This is a genomic window from Micromonospora sp. RTGN7, from assembly GCF_033804645.1.
In the GTDB taxonomy this organism is placed as follows: domain Bacteria; phylum Actinomycetota; class Actinomycetes; order Mycobacteriales; family Micromonosporaceae; genus Micromonospora.
This window is the reverse complement of sequence record NZ_JAPZLF010000019.1, coordinates 72,475-91,781: the sequence shown is the minus strand read 5'-3', so window position 1 is coordinate 91,781 and position 19,307 is coordinate 72,475. Positions and strand designations below refer to the sequence as shown.

The following is a 19,307-nucleotide window of genomic DNA, read 5'->3' as shown; positions in this document are numbered from 1 at the left end:
GGGGCCGCCCCCCCCCCGGTCGGGTGGGGCCGAGTGGTAACAGCTCAGTGTCCGCGAGAGCCCCGGTCAGATGCCGACGTAGGCCGCGAGGTGCTCGCCGGTGAGGGTGCGGCGGGCAGCAACCAGGTCGGCGGGGGTGCCCTCGAAGACGATCTGGCCGCCGTCGTGACCGGCGCCGGGGCCGAGATCGATGATCCAGTCGGCGTGCGCCATCACCGCCTGGTGGTGCTCGACGACGATGACCGACTTGCCGGAGTCGACGAGCCGGTCGAGCAGGCCGAGCAACTGCTCGACGTCGGCAAGGTGGAGGCCGGTGGTCGGCTCGTCGAGGACGTAGACACCACCCTTCTCGGCCATCTGGGTGGCCAGCTTGAGCCGCTGCCGCTCGCCGCCGGAGAGCGTGGTGAGCGGCTGGCCGAGGCTGAGATAGCCGAGCCCGACGTCGACGAGCCGGCCGAGGATGGCGTGCGCCGCCGGCGTGCGTGCCTCCCCGGCGCCGAAGAACTCCTCGGCCTCCGTCACCGACATCGCGAGCACCTCGCTGATGTCACGCCCGCCCAGGTGGTGGTCCAGCACCGATGCCTGGAACCGCTTCCCCTCGCACTCCTCGCAGGTGGTCGCGATCCCCGCCATCATCCCCAGGTCGACGTAGATGACGCCGGCACCGTTGCAGTGGGGGCAGGCACCCTCGGAGTTGGAGCTGAACAGCGCCGGCTTCACGCCGTTGGCCTTCGCGAACGCCTTGCGGATCGGGTCGAGCAGCCCGGTGTACGTCGCCGGATTGCTCCGCCGAGAGCCCCGGATCGCCCCCTGGTCGACCGACACCACTGCGTCCCGCCCTGACACCGAGCCGTGGATCAGCGAGCTCTTGCCGGAACCGGCGACCCCGGTGACCACGACGAGCACCCCGAGCGGGATGTCGACGTCGACGTCGCGCAGGTTGTGTGCCGTCGCCCCACGGATCTCCAGCGTGCCGGTGGGCGTCCGAATCTTCTCCTTCAGGGTGGCCCGGTCGTCGAGATGGCGGCCGGTGACCGTGCCGCTGGCCCGCAGCCCCTCCACGGTTCCCTCGAAGCAGACGGTGCCGCCCGCCGTACCGGCGCCGGGGCCGAGGTCGACGACGTGGTCGGCGATGGCTATCGCCTCCGGCTTGTGCTCCACGACGAGCACCGTGTTGCCCTTGTCGCGAAGCCGCAGCAGCAGGCCGTTCATCCGCGCGATGTCGTGGGGGTGCAGCCCGATGGTGGGTTCGTCGAAGACGTAGGTGACGTCGGTGAGCGAAGAGCCGAGGTGACGGATCATTTTGACGCGCTGCGCCTCGCCGCCCGACAGGGTGCCCGACGGCCGGTCGAGCGAGAGGTAGCCCAGCCCGATCTCCACGAACGAGTCGAGGATCTCACCCAACGCCGCCAGCAGGGGCGACATCGACGGTTCGTTCAGGTCGTGGACCCACCCGACGAGGTCGCTGATCTGCATCGCGCAGGCATCGGCGATGTTGATCCCCTCGATCTTCGACGACCGGGCCGCCTCGCTGAGCCGGGTGCCGTCGCATTCGGGACAGGTGGTGAAGGTGACCGCCCGGTCCACGAAGGCCCGGATGTGGGGCTGCATCGCCTCCCGGTCCTTGCCGAGGAACGACTTCTGGATCTTGGGGATCAGCCCCTCGTAGGTGAGGTTCGCCCCCTCGACCTTCACCTTGGTCGGCTCCCGGTAGAGGAAGTCGTGCATCTCCTTCTTGGTGAACCTGCAGATCGGCTTGTTCGGATCGAGGAAGCCCGACTCGGCGTAGATCCGCACGGTCCACCAGCTGTCCGACTTCCAGCCGGGGATGGTGAAGGCGCCCTCGGCGATCGACTTGGAGTCGTCGAAGAGCTGGGTGAGGTCGATGTCGGTGACCGCGCCCCGGCCTTCGCACCGGGGACACATGCCGCCGGTGATGCTGAAGTCGCGGCGCTCCTTCACGGTCCGTCCGGCGCGCTCCAGGCTGACCGCACCCGCTCCACTGATCGAGGCGACGTTGAAGGAGAACGCCTGAGCCGAGCCGATGTGCGGCTTCCCGAGCCGGCTGAACAGAATCCGCAGCATCGCGTTCGCGTCGGTGACGGTGCCGACGGTGGAGCGGAGATTGGCACCCATCCGCTGCTGGTCGACGATGATCGCGGTCGTCAACCCTTCGAGCACGTCGACCTCCGGCCGCGCCAGCGTCGGCATGAAGCCCTGCACGAAGGCGCTGTAGGTCTCGTTGATCAGCCGCTGCGACTCCGCGGCGATCGTGCCGAACACCAGCGAGCTCTTGCCCGAGCCGGAGACGCCGGTGAAGACCGTCAGCTGGCGCTTCGGGATCTCGACGTTGACGTCCTTGAGGTTGTTCTCGCGCGCGCCCCGCACGCGGATGTGCTCTCGGCTGCCGGCAACCTGCGGCACAGGCAGAGGTGTATCCGTCCTCGCGGCCGTGCTCATGGTGTCTCCATCTGTCACGCGGGCCGCCTTCGCGGTCTCCGTCGGCGTCGCTTGAACCGATCTAACCAGCTTCGAGCGACACATCCGGTCCCTGCCGGCCTGGTCGCGGAAAGCGCAGCCACGAACCCCGTACGGCTGCCCGCTCGGCTCCTGGACCACCTCGGCACCGCAGGCCTGCACCCTCTCGAAGGCGCCGTCGAGGTCGGGGGTCGCCAACATGATCCAGCCGTACGTGCCCTTCGCCATCATCTCCGCGATGACACGCCGCTCATCGACGGTGACACCCGGGTCGGTGGCCGGCGGCGCCAAAAGGATCGATGTGCCCGGCTGACCCACCGGTCCGACCGTGCGCCAGGTCACGCAGCTGCTGCGCCGCGGCGGGTCTGCTGGTCACCTGCGGAATCGCGTCACCCGCGGCGGGGCCAGTGCGGTGGTCACGTCTGTGGACGGGAGGACGAACCCGGGTCGGCCGTCCGGCTACGCCGGCGGGCGCTCGGATCACACGAGGCGTGACTGCGCCTCGGCGTCCTCGCGTAGCTGCGCGGAATATTTCACCGTACCGCCCGAGCCGCCGTAGTTGCGTCGCCGCGCGCCGCTCGTACGGCGCAGCATCGTCACGCTGTTCTGCGTCAGCTTGTGCGATTCCAGAAGGTTCACCATCTCGAGTTCACCCGGGTTGGACCGCTGGAACTCGCGAAGGTAACGCAGAATCGCCTCGCCCTCGGGATATGTCATCAGGTAGTGCATCAGCAGCACCCCACCATCGGGGTTGATGCGTTCCCAGAAATGGTCGAAGAAGTAGAGGCACTCCCACGCGTCGACCCAGGCGAGGTCAATGACGTCGTATTCCGGGGGAAGCTTCTCAGCGCAGTCCCGCACGTCGGCGTTGACCACCGTGACCAGGTCGTCCACCCGCAGCTCGCGGAGCACCTCCAGGACCCGGTCGGCCGACGAGAAGGCGTTGGACAGGTCGTCCACCGCGACCAGGCGTGGCGCGTACGGCTCCAGGTGGAACGAGGGGGCCGCCAGGGCCGGCTCGTCGTTCAGCCAACCGTCGTCGAGGCCGGCGTCGCGGTGGCGGGCAGTTTTGGCGGCCAGCCCCCGTGCCTCGGCGACACTCTGCTCGCGGATGTCGGCGAGCGCGGTGGCGAGGAACGGGGTGGTGTACCCCATGCCGACTTCGAGCACCCGTTGCGGGCGCAGCATGTGGAGCAGGTTGACCAGCAGCGGCGCCACCACGTCGGTGCCCATCTCGGGCACCCGTAGGGTCGTCACGAGCTGCTGGAACTCCGGTTCCACGGTTCGGTCGAGGCGCATCCGGGACTCCTCGTCACCGATCGGTCAGGCCGCGCTGACGGCGGCGGTGACCTCGATCTCGATCAACGCCTCGTCGCGGAAGAGTTTGGAGACCTCGACGGTGGTGCTGGTGGGCAGGTCGCCGGTGAAGTACTTGGCGCGCACCGCCGCGTACTCGGCGCGGTGGCCCATGTCGGTGAGGTAGGTGCGGATGTTGACCACGTCGGCGAAGGTCGCGCCGTGCGCCGCGAGCAGGCGTCCGATGATCTCCAGGGTGCGGTCCGCCTGAACCGTCATGTCCCCGGCTCCGACGATCTCCTTGTTGGCGTCGTCGAGCGCGACCTGGCCGGACAGGATGAGCAGCTTGCCGCTTCCGAGGTCGAGTTCCGCGACCTGCGAGTAGGGGCCCGCGGGCGCGGGAGCCTCTGCCGGGTTCACCAGTCTCTTCTGCATTGTCCGCCACCTTGCCGCCGTGCTGTCAGGGAGGTCACCCGCCACGGGGACGGGCACTCGGCACATTACCACGTCCAACGACGGTGGACATTTTCCGCGACGATCGACGGTGAGTCACAAGTACGTTCTATATAAAGCGTGGTTGCTTTCCTGCCGCGCCCGTGCGTTATTCTTCCGCAATGCAGTCCCGCATCGCATTCCTCGGACTCGGGCGCATGGGTCTACCCATGGCGGTCCGCCTCGCCCAGGCCGGTCACGACGTCACGGTCTGGAACCGGACCGGCGGCCGCGACGAGCCGGCGCGGGCGGCGGGCGCCCAGGCGGCCACCAGCGCTCAGGAGGCCGTCCAGGGCCGTCGCGTCGTGATCACGATGCTCAGCGACCCCGACGCGGTGCTCACCGTCCTCGGAGAGTTGACCCTGGAGCCGGGCACCACCGTCGTCGAGATGTCCACCATCGGCCCGGACGCGGTGACCCTGTTGCGCGAGCGGCTGCCCGAACACGTGGCGCTGGTCGACGCGCCGGTGCTCGGCAGTGTCCCGCAGGCGGAGGCCGGTAAGCTGCACATCTTCGCCGGTGGGTCGGCGCCGGACATCGCGCACTGCGCCCCGGTCCTGTCCGTGCTGGGCCACGTGGAACACACCGGCGAGTTGGGCGACGGCGCGGCGGTCAAGCTGGTGGTGAACGTCGCGACCATCAACGCGATCGTGCTGCTGGGCGAGGCGCTGGGGCTGGCCGAGCGGCTCGGTGTCGGGCGTGACGTCGCCTTCGACGCCCTGACCCGTACGACGCTGGCACCACTGATCGGGGTGATGCGCCCCCGGGTGGGCGTCGCGGAGCAGCCCGCTCTCTTCGCGCTCGGGTTGGCGGAGAAGGACCTGCGACTGGCCCTGGCGGCCGGGGCCACGGCGGACGGCGTCATCGGCGCGGCGCAACGGAGCCTGGCGCAGGGGCTGGACGCCGGGCTGGGCGGCAACGACATCAGCGCGATCATCCGGAGGTTGGCCGACGGGGCCACCGTTCACGGACACTGACCGGGAAGGAGTTGGGCGTGGCGGCAATCGTCGACTTCGAGGTTCGGCTGCCCACGGGGCAGGTCGACACCCGAGACATGCAGCGCGCATCCGGGTTGACCCTCGCGCAGATCCTGGAGATCACCCACGCGGATCGCTTTCCCGCCCTGGGTGAGTACGAACCGGCCTGGGAACTGGCCGTCGATGCCGCGCGTGTCCTGCTCAAGCGGACCGGCGTCGCACCGGAGGACATCGGGTTCGTGTTCTACGCCGGTTCCGGCGAGTGGGACCAGCCCTTCTGGTCGCCGGCCGCGAAGGTGGCGGCCGAGCTGGGGATCGAACGGGCGCACTGTTTCGAGGTGTCGAACTTCTGCAACGCAGCCATGACGGCGGTGCAGTTGGCCGCGGACAAGGTCGAGCTCGGCCGAGCCGCTCATGTCCTGGTCATCCTGGGTGATCGGCTCAGCCAACTGGTCGACTACGCGGACCCGGAGTCGAAGGCGCTGTTCAACTTCGGCGACGCCCCCGCCGCGCTCCTGGTCGGCAGGGACGGCGCGTTCGACCTGCTGCACTCGCAGATGCGCACCGACCCCTCCTGGGCCGACTACTACTCCGGAGACATCGAGGACGACCGGGTCCGGATGCGCCGGCGTGGTCACCGTAAGGGGCTCTCGGACGCCTACCTGCGGAACTTCGTCGAGCTGACGAATGACACCCTCTCCACCCTGGACCTCTCGCTGGCCGAGATCCGCTACTTCCTGATCAACCAGGGCGACCGGAACATGCACGAGCGGGTGCTGGCGGCGTTGGGCATCCCGGCCGAGAGGTCGGTCTTCAACTACCACCGCTACGGGCACATGGGCGGTTCCGACCCGTTCCTCGCTCTCGCCGACCTGCGCAACGACGGCCGGCTTTCCCCGGGGGACGTGGTGCTGGTGGCCAGCAGCGGCATGGGCTTCTCCTGGGGAGTGAGCGCCCTGCGCTGCCGCTGACCGGCTCAGCACACCGACGCTCGCTGACCGGCTCAGCACACCGACGCTCGGGCCGGCACCCGCCGCCATCCCTCCCCGGAGGAGGGCGCGAACCAGACGTACGGCTCGGGATCGGTCTCGCCGGCCCGCGCCCGGCCGGGCAGCGAGGCCGCCAGCCCGGCGGTGCCGGCCAGCGCGCCTCGCCGGGCGAGCCGGGCCAGCGACCGTTCCGCCAGCCGCTGCCAGGTGTCCGGCACCGGTACCGGATGCAGGTGGAACCGCGGACGGGCGGCGGCCCAGTCGCGTACTGCGGGGTTCTCGACGGTCGGCCGCCCACCGCAGAGGGCGACATGCACCTCCTGGTCGGGCGGGACACGCGTGTCGAGCCCGATCAGGAAGCGCAGCAGGCCTGGGTCGGGGCCGTCCGGGGCGGGGCCGGATCGCGCGAGGGGGATGGCCCGAAGCGCGGCGAGAAGGTCATCGCGTCTCCGGTCCAGCGCCGCCCGCTCGCCGGGGTCACAGCCGGTGATCGACTGGGTGGGCCGACGCTCCAGTGCCAGCGCAACGATCCGTTCCGTGCCGGTCAGGCGGAGTCCGGCGAGCTGCCGTATCCGCGCCCCGATCTCCGGATCCTGGAAGAGACGCCAGGTGGGCAGGGGCTGGTGCCCAAGCCCGGCCGCCCGCCAGATCCGGGAAACCGCCGTCTGGTTCAGCCCGACGGCGTCCGCCATCGACCGGGTCGACCACTGGTCGGCGCCGCTCGGCGGCGCCGTCTGCGACGTCCTGACCAGCACCGCTTCGATCTGCGCCGGAGTGATCCGCCGGCCGGCGCCGGGCCGCGGATCGTCGGCCAGGCCGGACAGCCGATGGCGGACGAAGCGGGCCCGCCACTTGCCGACCGTCCGCGACGTCACGTCGAGCCCGTCGGCGACGTCCGTGTTGGTCAGGCCCGCGGCGCTGGCCAGCACGATCCGCGCCCGCAGGGCCCGCCGATCGGCGCGGCCCGGCTGGGCGGACCAGCCCTGCAGCGTACGACGCTCCGCGTCCGAGAGGGTGAGCTCGGCCTTCGGCCGTCCCCGCGGCGGCACAACGGTCAGGCGTCGTGCTCGGCGGCGACCCGGGCGCGCAGGTCGTTGAGGTGATCCAGGCCGGCCAGCACCGTCTTGTCCGGCAGCCCGAAGTCGATGAGGCAGGCCACCTCGTCCACCCCGATGCTCCGCAGGCGTCGGGCCACCCGGTGGGCCTTATCCACGGTGCCCAGTAGGCCGCCGTCGTCGAAGTACCGGTTGAACGAGCGTTCCACCAGGAACTCCAACTCCTCCGGGGGCAGTTTCGCCGGGTCGAGGCCCCGCTTGCCGTCCAGCCGGGAACCGAGCACCAGGTGCAGGGAGCTGCGGATGTAGTCGCTGAGGGCAGGCCGGACCAGGTCCCTGGTCTGCTCCTCGTCGTCACCGAGGTAGGTGTGCACCATCAGGGCGACGTGGCCCGGCCAGTCGCCGGGCCTGGCTGCGACGGCCGATCGGTACACCGCGATCTTCTCGGCCAGGTCGTCGAGGTCCTGCCCGAGCAGGTGGGTAAGCAGGCCGGCACCCATCTCACCCGCGCTGCGGAACGTGTCCGCCGACCCGCCGCTGGTCAGCCAGATCGGCAGTTCGGCCTGCACCGGTGGGGGGAAGACGCGGACCTGCCGGCTCTCGCCCACCCCGTCCGTGGCGGTGATCGCCTCTCCCCGCCAGAGCGCCCGGACCTGCTCGGCGTACTCGACCATGCGGGTGCGCCGGTCGGCGTACGCCTCCGGGCGCAGCACGAAGTCGGCGGCGTGCCAGCCGGAGGCGAACGAGACGCCGGCCCGGCCGTTGGAGAGGTTGTCCACCACCGCCCACTCCTCGGCGATCCGCAGGGGGTGGTGCAGCGGGGCGACGACGCTCCCCGCGCGGATGGCCACCCGGCTGGTGACCGCGGCGATCGCCGCGCTGGTAACCGCGGGGTTCGGGTACAGGCCACCGAACGGGTGGAAGTGGCGTTCCGGGGTCCACACCGCGGCGAAGTCGTTGACGTCGGCGAACCTGGCGCCCTCGAGCAGCAGCCGGAACCGGTCGGTCTCGCCCTGCCTGCTGTCGTTGGCGAAGTAGAAGAGGCTGAAGTCCATTTCGCCGCTAGCTCCTGTCGGTCGAGAGGTTGTCGTCCGCTACCACCGTCGCGGGATCGGTCGCGGGATCGGTCGCGGTGATGTCGGCGTCGTTCCCGGCGCCCGGCTCGCCGCGTAGGGCGGTGGACCAGCGCACGACGGCCGGGGCGAGCAGCCCTGCCGCGCACATGACGGCGCCGAAGACCAGCCAGCCGGGCCAGCCGAGTCCGATGATGAGCACCGTGGCGGCGAAGGGGGTCACGGTCGAGCCCACCTGGGTGGACATCCCGAACAGCCCCTGGTACTGGCCGTGGCTACCTTCCGGGGCCAGCCCGTAGGCGAGCGACCAGGCCCCCGAGCTGTGCAGCATCTCGCCGAGGACATGGACGACGGCGCCGGCGAGCAGGGCGGCCACCGCCGCCCAGGTGGGCAGCCCGCCGGACACCGCGAACAACACGCAGCAGCCGGCCAGCACCAGCCCGGCCCGGCGTAGGGCCCGGGCACCGCCGGCGACGTTCTCCGCCCCTCGGCTGACCCGCACCTGGAGCAGCACCACACAGATGGTATTGATCACCAGGATCGCCGGGTAGATCGCGATCGGGGCGTCGGTGCGCTGGGCGATCCAGATGGGCAGGGCAACGGTGAGCAGCGGCCCATTCATGATCAGCAGCGCGTTCAGCCCGACGAAGGCCGCGTAGGGCCGGTCGCGTAGGACGACCAGCGTGGGTCGTGCCTCCGTGTTGCGGGTGGCCGGCACGGCCGGCACCCGAAGGTAGGCCAGGCCGGCGACCATGAAGAGCAGGCCGGCGAGGGCCAGCAGCGCTCGGTACGCGTTCTGGGAGTCGAAGTAGAGCCCGACCCCGCCGATCACCGCGCCGAAGGTCACCCCGAGGTTCGCCACGGAGCGGAAGTAGGACCAGGCCCGGACCCGTTCCTCCGGGGGCACCACCCCCGCCACCAGCGCTCCCCGCGACGCGTCGGTGGCCGACTCACCCGCCAGCACCAGGCAGGCCACGGCGGTCAGCCACCAGAAGCTGCTGACGAAGGCGTACCCGCAGGAGACGACGCCGAGGGCGGCCATCGCGATCACCGTGGCGTTGCGCGGACCGAAGATGTCGGCGGCGTGACCGGCCGGGATGGCGACCAGCATGCCGACCGCCGCCCCGATGGTCAGGGCCAACCCCACCCTGGTCGCCGAGATGCCGAGCGAGCCGGTGAAGTAGAGGACGCTGACCGACATGATGATGCCGTGCGCCGTCGTCTTGGCCAGGTTGGACATCGAGAGGACGCGGACCACGCCCGCCGGCGGTACGAGTTCGGCCACCGCTTCGCGGAGCCGGGCCGCCGCTGTCACGCCGGGCCGACCTTCGCCAGGTCGAGCGAGTCGCGCAGCGCCCCACGGTCGATCTTGCCGTTGGCGTTGAGGGGCATCGCGGGCAGTCGGGTGAGCGTCCGCGGCACCATGTGCACCGGCACCTGCTTGCGCAGCCACCGCCGCAGCCCCGGCACCTCGACACCGGTGTAGAAGCCGACCAATTCCGTCTCTCCTGTTCGGTTGACCGGGATGACGACGGCCTGGGTCACGTCGTCGTGTCGACGCAACGCCGCCTCAACCTCACCGAGCTCGATCCGGTAGCCGCGGACCTTGACCTGGTTGTCCAGCCGGCCGAGGTGTACGAGGTTGCCGTCCTCCACCCGCACCCGGTCACCGGTCCGGTAGTAGTGCTCGGGGCTAAGTCCACCGCCCTGGTACGGCTCGGCACCGTCCGGACTATACGACAGGAATCGACCGAAGTCGTCGCTGGAGTCCAGGTAGCCGTCGAAGCGCTGCACGCCCCGCACACACAACTCGCCCTCCTCCGCGGCCCGCCCGTGCTCGTCGACGAGGAGGTAGTCGAGGAAGTCGTAGATCGGCCCGATGGGCACCGTGTCGTTCGAGGTCATCGGCCAGCGCAGCGGGTCGAGGTCCAGCCGGAACTCGGTGCAGGCGACCGTCAGTTCGGTGGGCCCGTACACGTTCGCGATGACCGCCCCGGGCGTGATCTCCTGCCAGCGTTCGGCCTGCCGGTAGGTCAGCGGTTCACCGATGAAGATGCTGTAGCGCAGGTCGGTGACCTGCCCCGAGGGCAGGGTGCCCAGCTCGTCGCCGACGGAGACCACCGACGGCACCGAGAACCAGTGGGTGATCCGGCGGTCGCGCAGGTACTCCACCGGGCTGAGCAGTTCGGCCTTGCGCGGGACGACCAGGGTGGCGCCGCCGGCCCAGGTCACGAAGAGGTCGAACACCGACGGGTCGAACGTCAGGTCGAAGGTGTGCGACACCCGCGCCTCGGGGCCGACCGCGAACCGGGTGACGTTGTGCCGCACGTACGCGATGGCGCTGCGGTGCGTGATCGGCACACCCTTCGGTCGGCCCGTCGAACCGGAGGTGAACAGGATGTACGCGGTGTCGTCCGCGGCGGCCCGGTGGGGGGCCAGCGAGTCGCCCCCCGCAGCCGCCTCGCGGACCTGCCCGTCGGTCAGCGGCAGCACCGTCGGGGCGGCCCCGGCCAGGCCGGTGCCCAGTTGGACCTCGCCGGAGTCGTCGACGATGAGCACGTCCGGGCGGGCCAGGTCGCAGACCATCCGGTTGCGCACCACGGGGTAGGCCGGGTTCAGCGGGGTGACCGCGGCGCCGAGTCGTTGGGCGGCGAGGTAACCGGCGAACGCGGCCACGCTGTGCGCGGCGAGCAGTGCCACCCGGGTCGGCACCCCGCCGTGGCGCGACACGATCAGCTCCGCCAGGCCGAGCGCGCAGCGGTGCAGTTCGGCGTAGGTCAGCGGCCCGTCGTCGGTCTCCACCGCCACCGCGTCCGGGGTACGGGCAGCGGTGGAGGCGAAGAGCTCGTAGAGGGTTTCCGCGCTCATGCCGGCACCACCTCGGACCAGTCCCGCAGGTCGGGCTCGGCATCGGTCAGCGACGGGGCGCGCAACCGCAGCGTGGCCGGCGGGCAGGCCGGCTCGGGCCGCAGGTGCAGCAGCTGGACGCCGTCCTGGCGGTCGGCGGGCAGGTCGGCGAGGCACTCGCAGTCCTCGCCGGCGAAGCCACCGAACCGGTAGGCGACCTCCATGATCCGATTTCGCTCGGTCGGGCGGAAGTCTGCGGCGAGGTGCACCCCGGCCCGCGCGGCCTGGTCGCTGATCCAGCGCAGGAGCACCGCGCCCGCCCCGAAGGAGACCACCCGGCAGGAGGTGGCGAGCAGCTTGAGATGCCAGACGTGGGGGAACCGCTCCAGCAGCAGCACACCGACCGCGCCGTGCGGGCCGAAGCGGTCGGACATGCTGACGACCAGGACCTCGTGGTCCGGGTCGTCGAGCAGCCCGCGCAGCGCGGCGTCGGAGTAGTGCACCCCGGTCGCGTTCATCTGGCTGGTCCGCAGGGTGAGTTCCTCCAGGCGGGAGATGTCCTCGGGTCCGGCGCGGTCGATCACCATGACCAGTTCCAGGCTGCGCAGGAACTCCTCGTCGGCGCCCTGGAACCCCTCCCGGGCCGTGTCGCGCCGGAACTTCGCCTGGTACATCTGCCGGCGGCGCCGCGAGTCCACGGTCACCGCGGCGGGGGTGAACTCCGGCAGCCCGGGCAGCTCCGTGGCCTGGTCCGCCCGGTAGCAGCGCACCTCGGGGAGGTGGTGGTTGATCTCGGCGTGCTCCGTCAGTTGGTCGTCGATGAAGGCGATGGTGCCGAGCGCGAACTGCAACTCGTCGGCGATCGCCCTGATCGAGGCGGGTTTGCGGCCCCAACCGATCTGGGGGGCGACGAAGTACTCGGCCAGGCCGAGTTCCGTCAGCCGCGCCCAGGCAAGGTCGTGGTCGTTGCGGCTGGCGATGGAGAGCAGCACACCGCGGGCGTCCAGCTCGATGATCGTCTCGCGGATCGCCGCCGGGACCGAGACGGTGTCGTCCTCCAGCAGGGTGCCGGTCCACAAAGTGTTGTCCAGGTCCCAGACGAGGCACTTCACCATCGTCACCGGTGTCTGGCTCATGGTGGTTCCCTTCATCAGACTTGCCACACCGTGGCCGCCCACGCGGCGACGGGGCTGTTGTTGAGGACCAGGACGTGGTCGCCCGGTGCGACCTCGCCGCCGGTGAGCAGCCGGTCCAGGTTGAGCACGACGTCCATGGCGCCGAGGTGGCCGTGCTCGGTGAGCAGGCGCTGGCAGACCGGATGGATGGGCAGACCGAGCAGCGAGTGGTAGAACCCGTACGCGCTGGCCGTCACGTTCTGCATCAGGGTCGCGGCCACGTCGCCCTTGCTGATCCCGGCGTCGCCGAGCACCTCATCGACCATCCGGCTCAAGCGTTGCCGGCTGTGCAACGCCAGTTCGAAGCGGTAGCGGTCCGGGGACTGGCACTCCTCGCGCCACTCGTACCAGGGGGCCTGCTTGTAGTCGACCCGGAAGAGGTCGTGGAAGGCGCCGTCGCTCTCCTGGCGATGGGCCACCAGCACCGGACGACCACCCCGGACCACGGTCATCGCGTACGCGCCGTCGCCGATCACCGTGACCGGGTAGCGCACCCGGTCGACACCGGTGGGGCGGCTGGCGTGGGTGATCAGCACGCTGTCCCGGCCCGGGTCGGCCAGCAGGAGGTCCCGGGCCAGTGCCCAGGCAGCGCTGGACCCGGTGCAGCCGAGGCCGTCCAGGACGAACGCGAACGCGCGGCCGAAGCCGCCCTCGGCCTGGAGCCGACCGGAGTCGGAGCCGAGCAGGACGTCCGGCGAGCGGGATCCGACCATGATCAGCACGTCGGGATCCAGGGCGGTGGTCTTACCCAGTTCCTGAGCGGCGCGGATCGCGAAGTCGGTGGTCGGCGCGTCGGGAAACACCCCGACCCGGTCGATGCCGCTGGAGCGGACGAACTCCGCCTCCTCCGCCCGCAGCGTCTCGACCTCGGGCAGCTCGGTCACCGGCGTGGAGGCCTCCGGCAGGACGCAGTGAATGGCACCGATCCCGATGCTCATGACCACACCGCCAGCGCGTGCTCGGCCAGCATCAGCTGACTCACCTCGTTGCTTCCCTCGATGATCTCCATCAGCTTGGCGTCCCGGTACGCCCGGGCCACCGGGTGCCCGTTCCGGCTGCCCGCCGAGGCGAGCACCTGCACCGCCGTACTCGCGCCGGCCGCCGCGTTGGTCGCCGCGAAGTGCTTCGCGAGCACCGCGGCGCTGACCAGGTCGGGGGTGCGGGCGTCCCAGCAGCGGCTGGCGTGCTCGCACAGCCGCGTCGCGGCCTGCTCGGCGACCGACAGTTCGGCGAGGTGGCGGCGGACGAGTTGGTGCGCCGCGAGCGGCGTGCCGCCCTGCTGGCGGGTCGCCGCGTGCCGGGCGGCCGCCGCCAGGCAGGAGCGGAGGATGCCGACGCACCCCCAGGCGACGGAGACCCGGCCGTAGGTCAGGGCGGTGGTGGCGATCAGGCCCAGCGGCAGGGCTGTGCCGCCGAGTACGGCGTCCCGCGGCAGCCGTACGCCGTCGAACCAGACGTCGGCGTGTCCCGCGGCCCGGCAGCCGAGCGGCTCGGCGACCCGCTCGATCCGCACGCCGGGCGCGTCGGTCGGCACCAGCACCGCCCCCGCCTCGTCACCGAGACGCCCGAAGACCACCAGCAGGTCGGCGTAGGCCGCGACGGTGATCCACGTCTTCTGCCCATCCAGCACCACCTCGGAGCCGTCGGGAGTGATCCGGGTGGTCATCGCGGCCAGGTCGCTGCCGGCGGCCGGTTCGCTGAAGGCGACGCCGGCGAGGCTGCCGGAGGTGAGCGCGCCCAGGTGGGCGCCGCGCTGCTTGGCCGTGCCCAGTCGCTGGATCGTCCAGGCGGCCATCCCCTGGGAGGTCAGCACGCTGCGCAGGGAGCTGCACCGGGCTCCGGTACGCGCGGTCAGCTCGCCGTTGTCGAGGCTCGACAGGCCGAGGCCGCCGTACTTCTGCGGCGCCTGGGCGCACAGGATGCCCTTGGTGCCGAGCTCCCGCAGGGTGTCCACCGGGAGCCGGCCGTTGTGGTCCCAGGCCTCGGCCTGGTCGCCGATGGCCTCGGCGACCATCGCCTCCGCCTCGGCCCAGCCGTCACTCATCGGACTCCTCGCGCAGCCGGAGCACCAGCGCAGTCATCGCGTCGACGGTCCGGAAGTTGTCCAGGCGCAGGTCGGGGCCGGCGATGGTGATCCCGAACGTGGACTCGATGTGCACCACCAGCTCCAGCGCGAACAGCGAGGAGACCAGGCCGGAGGCGAACATGTCCAGGTCGGGTGCGACCTCCCGTTTCGTCTGCCGATTCAGGAACTCCGTCAGCTGCGATCGGATCGCCTCCCCGGTGAGCAACTGCCGGTCGGTGGATGAGCTCACTTCGTCCCCCTGTGCTCGTAGAATCCGCGTCCGGTCTTGCGCCCGAAGTCGCCGGCGGCGACCTTTGTCCGCAGCAGGGCGGACGGCTCGTAGCCCGGGTCGCCGGTGCGTTCGTGCAGCACCAGCAGCGAGTCGACCACGTTGTCCAGCCCGATCAGGTCGGCCGTGGCCAGCGGCCCGGTCCGGTGCCCGAGGCAGCCGGTGAACAGGGCGTCGATCGCCTCCGGGGTGGCCAGTCCCTCGTCCGCGATCCGGGCGGCCTCGTTGATCATGCGTTGCAGGACCCGGTTGATCACGAAGCCGGGGCCGTCGCCGACCACCACGGCCTCCCGGCCGAGCGTCGCCAACAGGTCGAGGGCCGTACTCATCGCCGCATCGGAGCTGCGCGGCCCACGGATCACCTCCACCGTCTTGATCAGGTACGGCGGGTTCATGAAGTGGGCGCCGACGGTGCGCTCCGGATGCGTGAGCGACCGGGCGAGCTCGTCAACGGGGATCGCGGAGGTGTTGGAGAGCACCAGCACGTCGGGGCCGACCACGGCGGAGACCTCGGCGAGCAGCTTCGCCTTGACCTCGGCCAGCTCGGTCACCGCCTCGATCACCACGTCGGCTGTCGCGATGTCGCCCAGCTCCGTCGTGGTGACCAGGTCGCCGGTCCGCTCCGGCCGCATCGCGCCAATCAGTTGTGCCAGCCGCAGTTGGCTGGAGACCTCCGTCCGGGCCCGGGCCAGCCGGTCCGGGTCGACGTCGACCAGGGTGACGGGCAGGCCGTGGCCCACGACGAGGGTGGCGATGGCGGTTCCCATCACCCCGGCGCCGAGCACGGCGACGTGTCTGTGCTTCATGCTCGCTCCTCGATCAGGGTGGGTTCGCCGGCGGTGTCGCCGCCAGCGAGTCCGGGTAGGAGTGCGGCGAACTCCTCGTGCCGTTCGGCCAGGAACGCCAGACCGCGCCGCAGCTGCTCGGGGGTGACCGCCGACGACAGGCCCTTTTTGCGCAGCCACGACTGCCAGCCACGGACCTGCACGTCGTCCTCCGCCAGCTCGTGGCCCTCCAGCTCGTACAGCGCCACGGCGGACATCACCTCGCTGCCGGTGGTGAGGGCCTGGTCGGCCACCTGCTGCTGCCACTGCGGCAGCGGCAGCGGTGCGGTCGGCAGGCCCGTGCCACCGAGCATCTCGAACAGTTCGCGGGTGCTGATGGATCGCTCGTCGGCCAGGTGGTAGACCCGGCCGACCGACGACGGCGCCAGGGCGAGCTCGACGATCGCCCGGGCGATCACGTCGACCGGGGAGACCGGTTCGGCCCGGTCGTCGGTCGGGTGGGCGCCGACGGCGAGCCCGCTGGCGAGCATCAACCACACCAGGTCCTTGTGGTTGCAGGCGCCCGTGTCCCGGGCCGCCATGATCAGCCCGGGCCGGAACACCCGACCCCGTACGCCGATCTCCTCGGCCTTCTCCAGCAGCCGCTCGCCGACCCACTTGGTGATGCCGTAGCCGCCGAGGTCGGGATGTAGCGGTTGCTTCCTGGTCTCCAGCCGGCTGCCGGCGCCGCCCATCGCCGCGCCGGTGGCGGCCAGGGTGGAGACGTAGCTGAAGTCCCGGATGCCGTGCCGGCACATCCAGTTCAGCAGGCCGGCCATCGGCAGGACGTTGTCCTCGCGCAGGATCCGGTACGGCTCGGTGAACACGACGCGGGCGGCGCAGTGCAGCACATGGCCGATCTGGTCGGCCAGTTCACCCTCCAGCAGCGGCGATCCGGTGCCGGCGAAGTCGCGCAGGTCCGCCACCACCACGGAGACCCGGTCCGGGTCGGGGGCGGGCAGCGCGACCCGTTCCGCGGCCTCCCGCAACCGCCGCATGCCCTCCTGCTCGTCCCGGGCCCGGACCACACAGTGGATCCGGCCCCGGCTGGTCGCTTGCAGCTCGTGCAGCAGGAACGCGCCGAGGTAACCGGTGGCACCGGTCAGCAGGACGTCGCGACCCGGAGCCCGGCGGGACGCCATCGGCCCGAGGGGCAGCGCCAGGTCGGCGTCGATGAGCGCACCGTCGCGGTCCGCGGCGGCCTCCCGGTCCGGTCCGGTCTCCGCGCCGGCCTGGACGATCTGGGCGAGCCGCCGCACGGTGGCCCGGCTGCCGCCCGCCCGGTGCAGATTGATCATTACGCCGTGCTGCTGCTGGATCCGCAGCACCATCTGCACCGACAGCAGGGACGTGCCGCCCAGCGCGCCGAACTCGTCGTCCAGTCCGACGCTGTCGCGGTCGAACAGCTCACGCCAGACGGCGGTGACGCTCTCCTCGATCGACCCCTCCGCGGCGGCCCGCACCTCGGCGGTGGCGGCGGCCGTCGGCTCCCGGCGGAAAACGTCGAGGTGGTCCAGCGGCCAGTAGCGCTTGCGCTGGAACGGGTAGGTCGGCAGGCGCAGCCGGCGCCCCCGGCCCCCGGCCACAGCCTCCCAGTCAACCGTGACGCCATGCAGCCACGCCGTGGTGAGGGCCTCGTCGACCCCGTCGGCTCCGGCGTCCCCGGCCACCAGCACGCCCCGCGTCGCCGCCGGCTCCGGCGGATCGTCCGACCCGCCCAGCACGATCGCGAACCGGTCGCCGGCAAGGTCGAGGCTGTCCACCACCTCCGCCCCGGCCAGCGCGGCCCGCAGGCCCGCCAGCGTCGCGCGCGACGCCTGCGGACCGGCCACTACGACCGCCGGGCGGCGTGCCGCGCGCAGCGTGCGGACGGCCGGGGGCCGGGGCAACCGCAGGGCGGCGGCCAATCGGGCCGGTGGGGCGGTGACCACCCGCCGCTCGTCGAACGCGGCACGCCCGACGCGCAGGGTGTACGCCAGGTCGCCCGCCTGGGTGGGATCGTCGGCGAGCCGGTCGGCCAGGTCCCGGCAGAGCTGGTCGAGTTCGACCCGGCTGCGGGCCGAGACGGTCAGCCGGACCACCGGCTGCTCCGGCGCCGCGGGGCGAGTCGGCGCGGGCGGTGCGGCGACCACCACCGCCGCGTTCGTCCCGCCGACCCCCATCGAGTTCACCAGCACGTGCCGGTCGGGTTCCGGGCAGTCGCTCCGGGAGGTGGCGATGAAGAAGGGGCTCTCCTCCAGCTCGGCGGGGTCACGCGGGTACCTGAAGGTCGGGTGCGGGGGCAGCGACCCGGTTCCGGCCACGTGGATGGCCTTGATCAGGCCTGCGATGCCGGCCGCCGGGCCCAGGTGCCCGATGTTCGACATCACCGAGCCGAGCCCGCAGTAGCCGATCTCCGGGGTGCTGCGTCGGAACGCCTTGGTCAGGGCGAGCAGTTCGATGTGGTCGCCCAACGGGGTGCCGGTGCCGTGGGCCTCGACGTACCGGATCCGGTCCGCCGGCACGTCCGCAACCGACAGCGCGGCGGCGATCACGTCGGCGACCCCGTCGAGGTTCGGCGCGGCGTAACCGAGCCGGGCGCCGCCGTCGTTGCCGACCGCCGAGCCGCGCAGCACGGCCAGCACGGTGTTGCCGTCAGCCAGGGCGTCGGCGAGCCGACGAAGCGCCACCACCCCCACACCCGAGCCGTAGGTCGTGCCGCTGGACTTGGCGTCGAACGAGCGGATGTAGCCGTCCTCGGAGACCCAGGCGCCGGGCACCGGCTGGTATCCGAGCAGCGGCTCCACCACGGTGGCACCACCGGCGAGCACCAGGTCGCTCTCCCCGGACAACAGGCTGAGCATCCCGTAGTGCACGGAGTAGAGGGACGAGGAACAGCCGGTCTGCACACTCACCGACGGCCCACGCAGGCCGAGCTTGTACGCCGTGCGGGAGGTCATGAAGTCCGCCTGCCCGCCGACGGTCAGGTCCAGGTCGCCGATCGCCGCGGCGAGGCCCTGATCGCGGACCTTGGCGGCGAAGACCGCGGCGGAGTAGTTGCCGGCGGCGCTGCTGGCGAAGACGCCGGTCACCAGCCGGTCGCTGCCGGGCGCCAAGCCGGCCGACTCCAGCGCCTGCCAGCACGTCTCGAGGAAGATGCGTTGCTGCGGGTCGATGGCGTCCACCTCGCGGGGGGTGTAGCCGAAGAAGTCGGCCGCGAAGTCGGCCACGCCGGGCAGCGTCGCGCCCACCCGCACGAACCCCGGTTGCCGGATCGCCTCCTCCGGGTGGCCGGCCGCGCGCAGTTGCTCGTCGCTGAGCTCCCGCATCGACACCGTGCCGGTGTCGAGGTTGCGCCAGTACTGTTCCGGGGTCCAGGCGTCGGGGAAACGGCAGGCGACGCCCACCACCGCGATGTCGGTGTCGGAGATAGCACTCATGACGGTTGGGTCACCTCACCGCGGCGGGCCCGGCCCAGCAGGGCCCGCCGGTCGCTGGCCCCGGTGACCTGCTGCCGGGGCGCCTCCGCTCCCCCCGCCAACAACCGGGCCTGGGAGCGGATCGTGGAGTGTTGGAACAGGTCGGACACCCGCAGTGGCCCGTCGGAGAGCTCGTGCAGGTCCTCCCAGAGCATGATGAGCAGCAGTGAGCTGCCGCCGAGCTCCAGGAAGTTGCGGTCCGGGTCCAGCGTCGCGGGGTCGTCGACGTCGAGCACCTCCGCCCAGGCCGTCCGCACGTGTTCGAACAGTTGGTCCTCCGTCATGGTGG

Annotated in this window: 16 protein-coding genes; 2 read left to right on the top strand and 14 right to left on the bottom strand. The window is 71.4% G+C overall.

All coding sequences use genetic code 11. From position 1 onward, the window contains the following. Positions 1 to 66: 66 nt before the first annotated feature. From SNR22_RS23605 to SNR22_RS23595, 3 genes are all read right to left on the bottom strand, one after another. Entirely contained in the window at positions 67 to 2,460 is a 2,394-nt protein-coding gene (locus SNR22_RS23605; RefSeq protein ID WP_413775691.1) for an ATP-binding cassette domain-containing protein, read from the bottom strand. Positions 2,461 to 2,958: 498 nt separating this feature from the next. Next, positions 2,959 to 3,777, bottom strand: a complete 819-nt coding sequence (locus SNR22_RS23600) for a class I SAM-dependent methyltransferase (RefSeq protein WP_320068837.1) — start codon at positions 3,775 to 3,777, stop codon at positions 2,959 to 2,961. Between the two features lie 24 nt (positions 3,778 to 3,801). Beyond that, entirely contained in the window at positions 3,802 to 4,209 is a 408-nt protein-coding gene (locus SNR22_RS23595; protein ID WP_320068836.1) for a RidA family protein, read from the bottom strand. Between the two features lie 179 nt (positions 4,210 to 4,388). Between SNR22_RS23595 and SNR22_RS23590 the strand changes: the two genes are divergently transcribed. Then, a complete protein-coding gene (locus SNR22_RS23590; protein ID WP_320068835.1) occupies positions 4,389 to 5,243 on the top strand; it encodes an NAD(P)-dependent oxidoreductase in 855 nt (284 codons plus the stop codon). A gap of 17 nt (positions 5,244 to 5,260) precedes the next feature. Next, positions 5,261 to 6,214 carry a 3-oxoacyl-ACP synthase III family protein gene (locus tag SNR22_RS23585; RefSeq protein ID WP_320068834.1) on the top strand — a complete coding sequence of 318 codons (954 nt, stop codon included), beginning with the start codon at positions 5,261 to 5,263 and terminating at the stop codon, positions 6,212 to 6,214. A gap of 32 nt (positions 6,215 to 6,246) precedes the next feature. Here SNR22_RS23585 and SNR22_RS23580 read toward each other — a convergent pair whose 3' ends face one another. From SNR22_RS23580 to SNR22_RS23530, 11 genes are read right to left on the bottom strand one after another with little or no spacing between them, the layout of a single operon-like run. Then, positions 6,247 to 7,281 (bottom strand): helix-turn-helix domain-containing protein, encoded by a 1,035-nt coding sequence (locus SNR22_RS23580; protein ID WP_320068833.1) that lies wholly within the window; start codon positions 7,279 to 7,281, stop codon positions 6,247 to 6,249. Between the two features lie 5 nt (positions 7,282 to 7,286). Continuing rightward, complete coding sequence (locus tag SNR22_RS23575) at positions 7,287 to 8,342, bottom strand: MupA/Atu3671 family FMN-dependent luciferase-like monooxygenase (RefSeq protein WP_320068832.1); 1,056 nt, start codon at positions 8,340 to 8,342, stop codon at positions 7,287 to 7,289. A gap of 7 nt (positions 8,343 to 8,349) precedes the next feature. Continuing rightward, on the bottom strand, positions 8,350 to 9,675 hold the full coding sequence (locus SNR22_RS23570) for an MFS transporter (protein WP_320068831.1): 1,326 nt from the start codon (positions 9,673 to 9,675) through the stop codon (positions 8,350 to 8,352). Further along, positions 9,672 to 11,228 carry an amino acid adenylation domain-containing protein gene (locus tag SNR22_RS23565; protein WP_320068830.1) on the bottom strand — a complete coding sequence of 519 codons (1,557 nt, stop codon included), beginning with the start codon at positions 11,226 to 11,228 and terminating at the stop codon, positions 9,672 to 9,674. Before SNR22_RS23565 ends, SNR22_RS23570 begins: the two co-directional genes overlap by 4 nt. Further along, positions 11,225 to 12,343 carry an HAD-IIIC family phosphatase gene (locus SNR22_RS23560; RefSeq protein WP_320068829.1) on the bottom strand — a complete coding sequence of 373 codons (1,119 nt, stop codon included), beginning with the start codon at positions 12,341 to 12,343 and terminating at the stop codon, positions 11,225 to 11,227. Before SNR22_RS23560 ends, SNR22_RS23565 begins: the two co-directional genes overlap by 4 nt. A 14-nt stretch (positions 12,344 to 12,357) precedes the next feature. After that, on the bottom strand, positions 12,358 to 13,320 hold the full coding sequence (locus SNR22_RS23555) for a 3-oxoacyl-[acyl-carrier-protein] synthase III C-terminal domain-containing protein (protein WP_320068828.1): 963 nt from the start codon (positions 13,318 to 13,320) through the stop codon (positions 12,358 to 12,360). After that, entirely contained in the window at positions 13,317 to 14,426 is a 1,110-nt protein-coding gene (locus SNR22_RS23550; protein WP_320068827.1) for an acyl-CoA dehydrogenase family protein, read from the bottom strand. Before SNR22_RS23550 ends, SNR22_RS23555 begins: the two co-directional genes overlap by 4 nt. Continuing rightward, entirely contained in the window at positions 14,419 to 14,697 is a 279-nt protein-coding gene (locus SNR22_RS23545) for an acyl carrier protein (RefSeq protein ID WP_320068826.1), read from the bottom strand. The genes SNR22_RS23550 and SNR22_RS23545 overlap by 8 nt, the downstream gene beginning before the upstream one ends. Then, entirely contained in the window at positions 14,694 to 15,542 is an 849-nt protein-coding gene (locus SNR22_RS23540; RefSeq protein WP_320068825.1) for a 3-hydroxyacyl-CoA dehydrogenase family protein, read from the bottom strand. The genes SNR22_RS23545 and SNR22_RS23540 overlap by 4 nt, the downstream gene beginning before the upstream one ends. Continuing rightward, complete coding sequence (locus SNR22_RS23535; protein WP_320068824.1) at positions 15,539 to 18,979, bottom strand: thioester reductase domain-containing protein; 3,441 nt, start codon at positions 18,977 to 18,979, stop codon at positions 15,539 to 15,541. The genes SNR22_RS23540 and SNR22_RS23535 overlap by 4 nt, the downstream gene beginning before the upstream one ends. After that, positions 18,976 to 19,302, bottom strand: a complete 327-nt coding sequence (locus SNR22_RS23530; protein WP_320068823.1) for an acyl carrier protein — start codon at positions 19,300 to 19,302, stop codon at positions 18,976 to 18,978. Before SNR22_RS23530 ends, SNR22_RS23535 begins: the two co-directional genes overlap by 4 nt. Positions 19,303 to 19,307 lie beyond the last annotated feature (5 nt).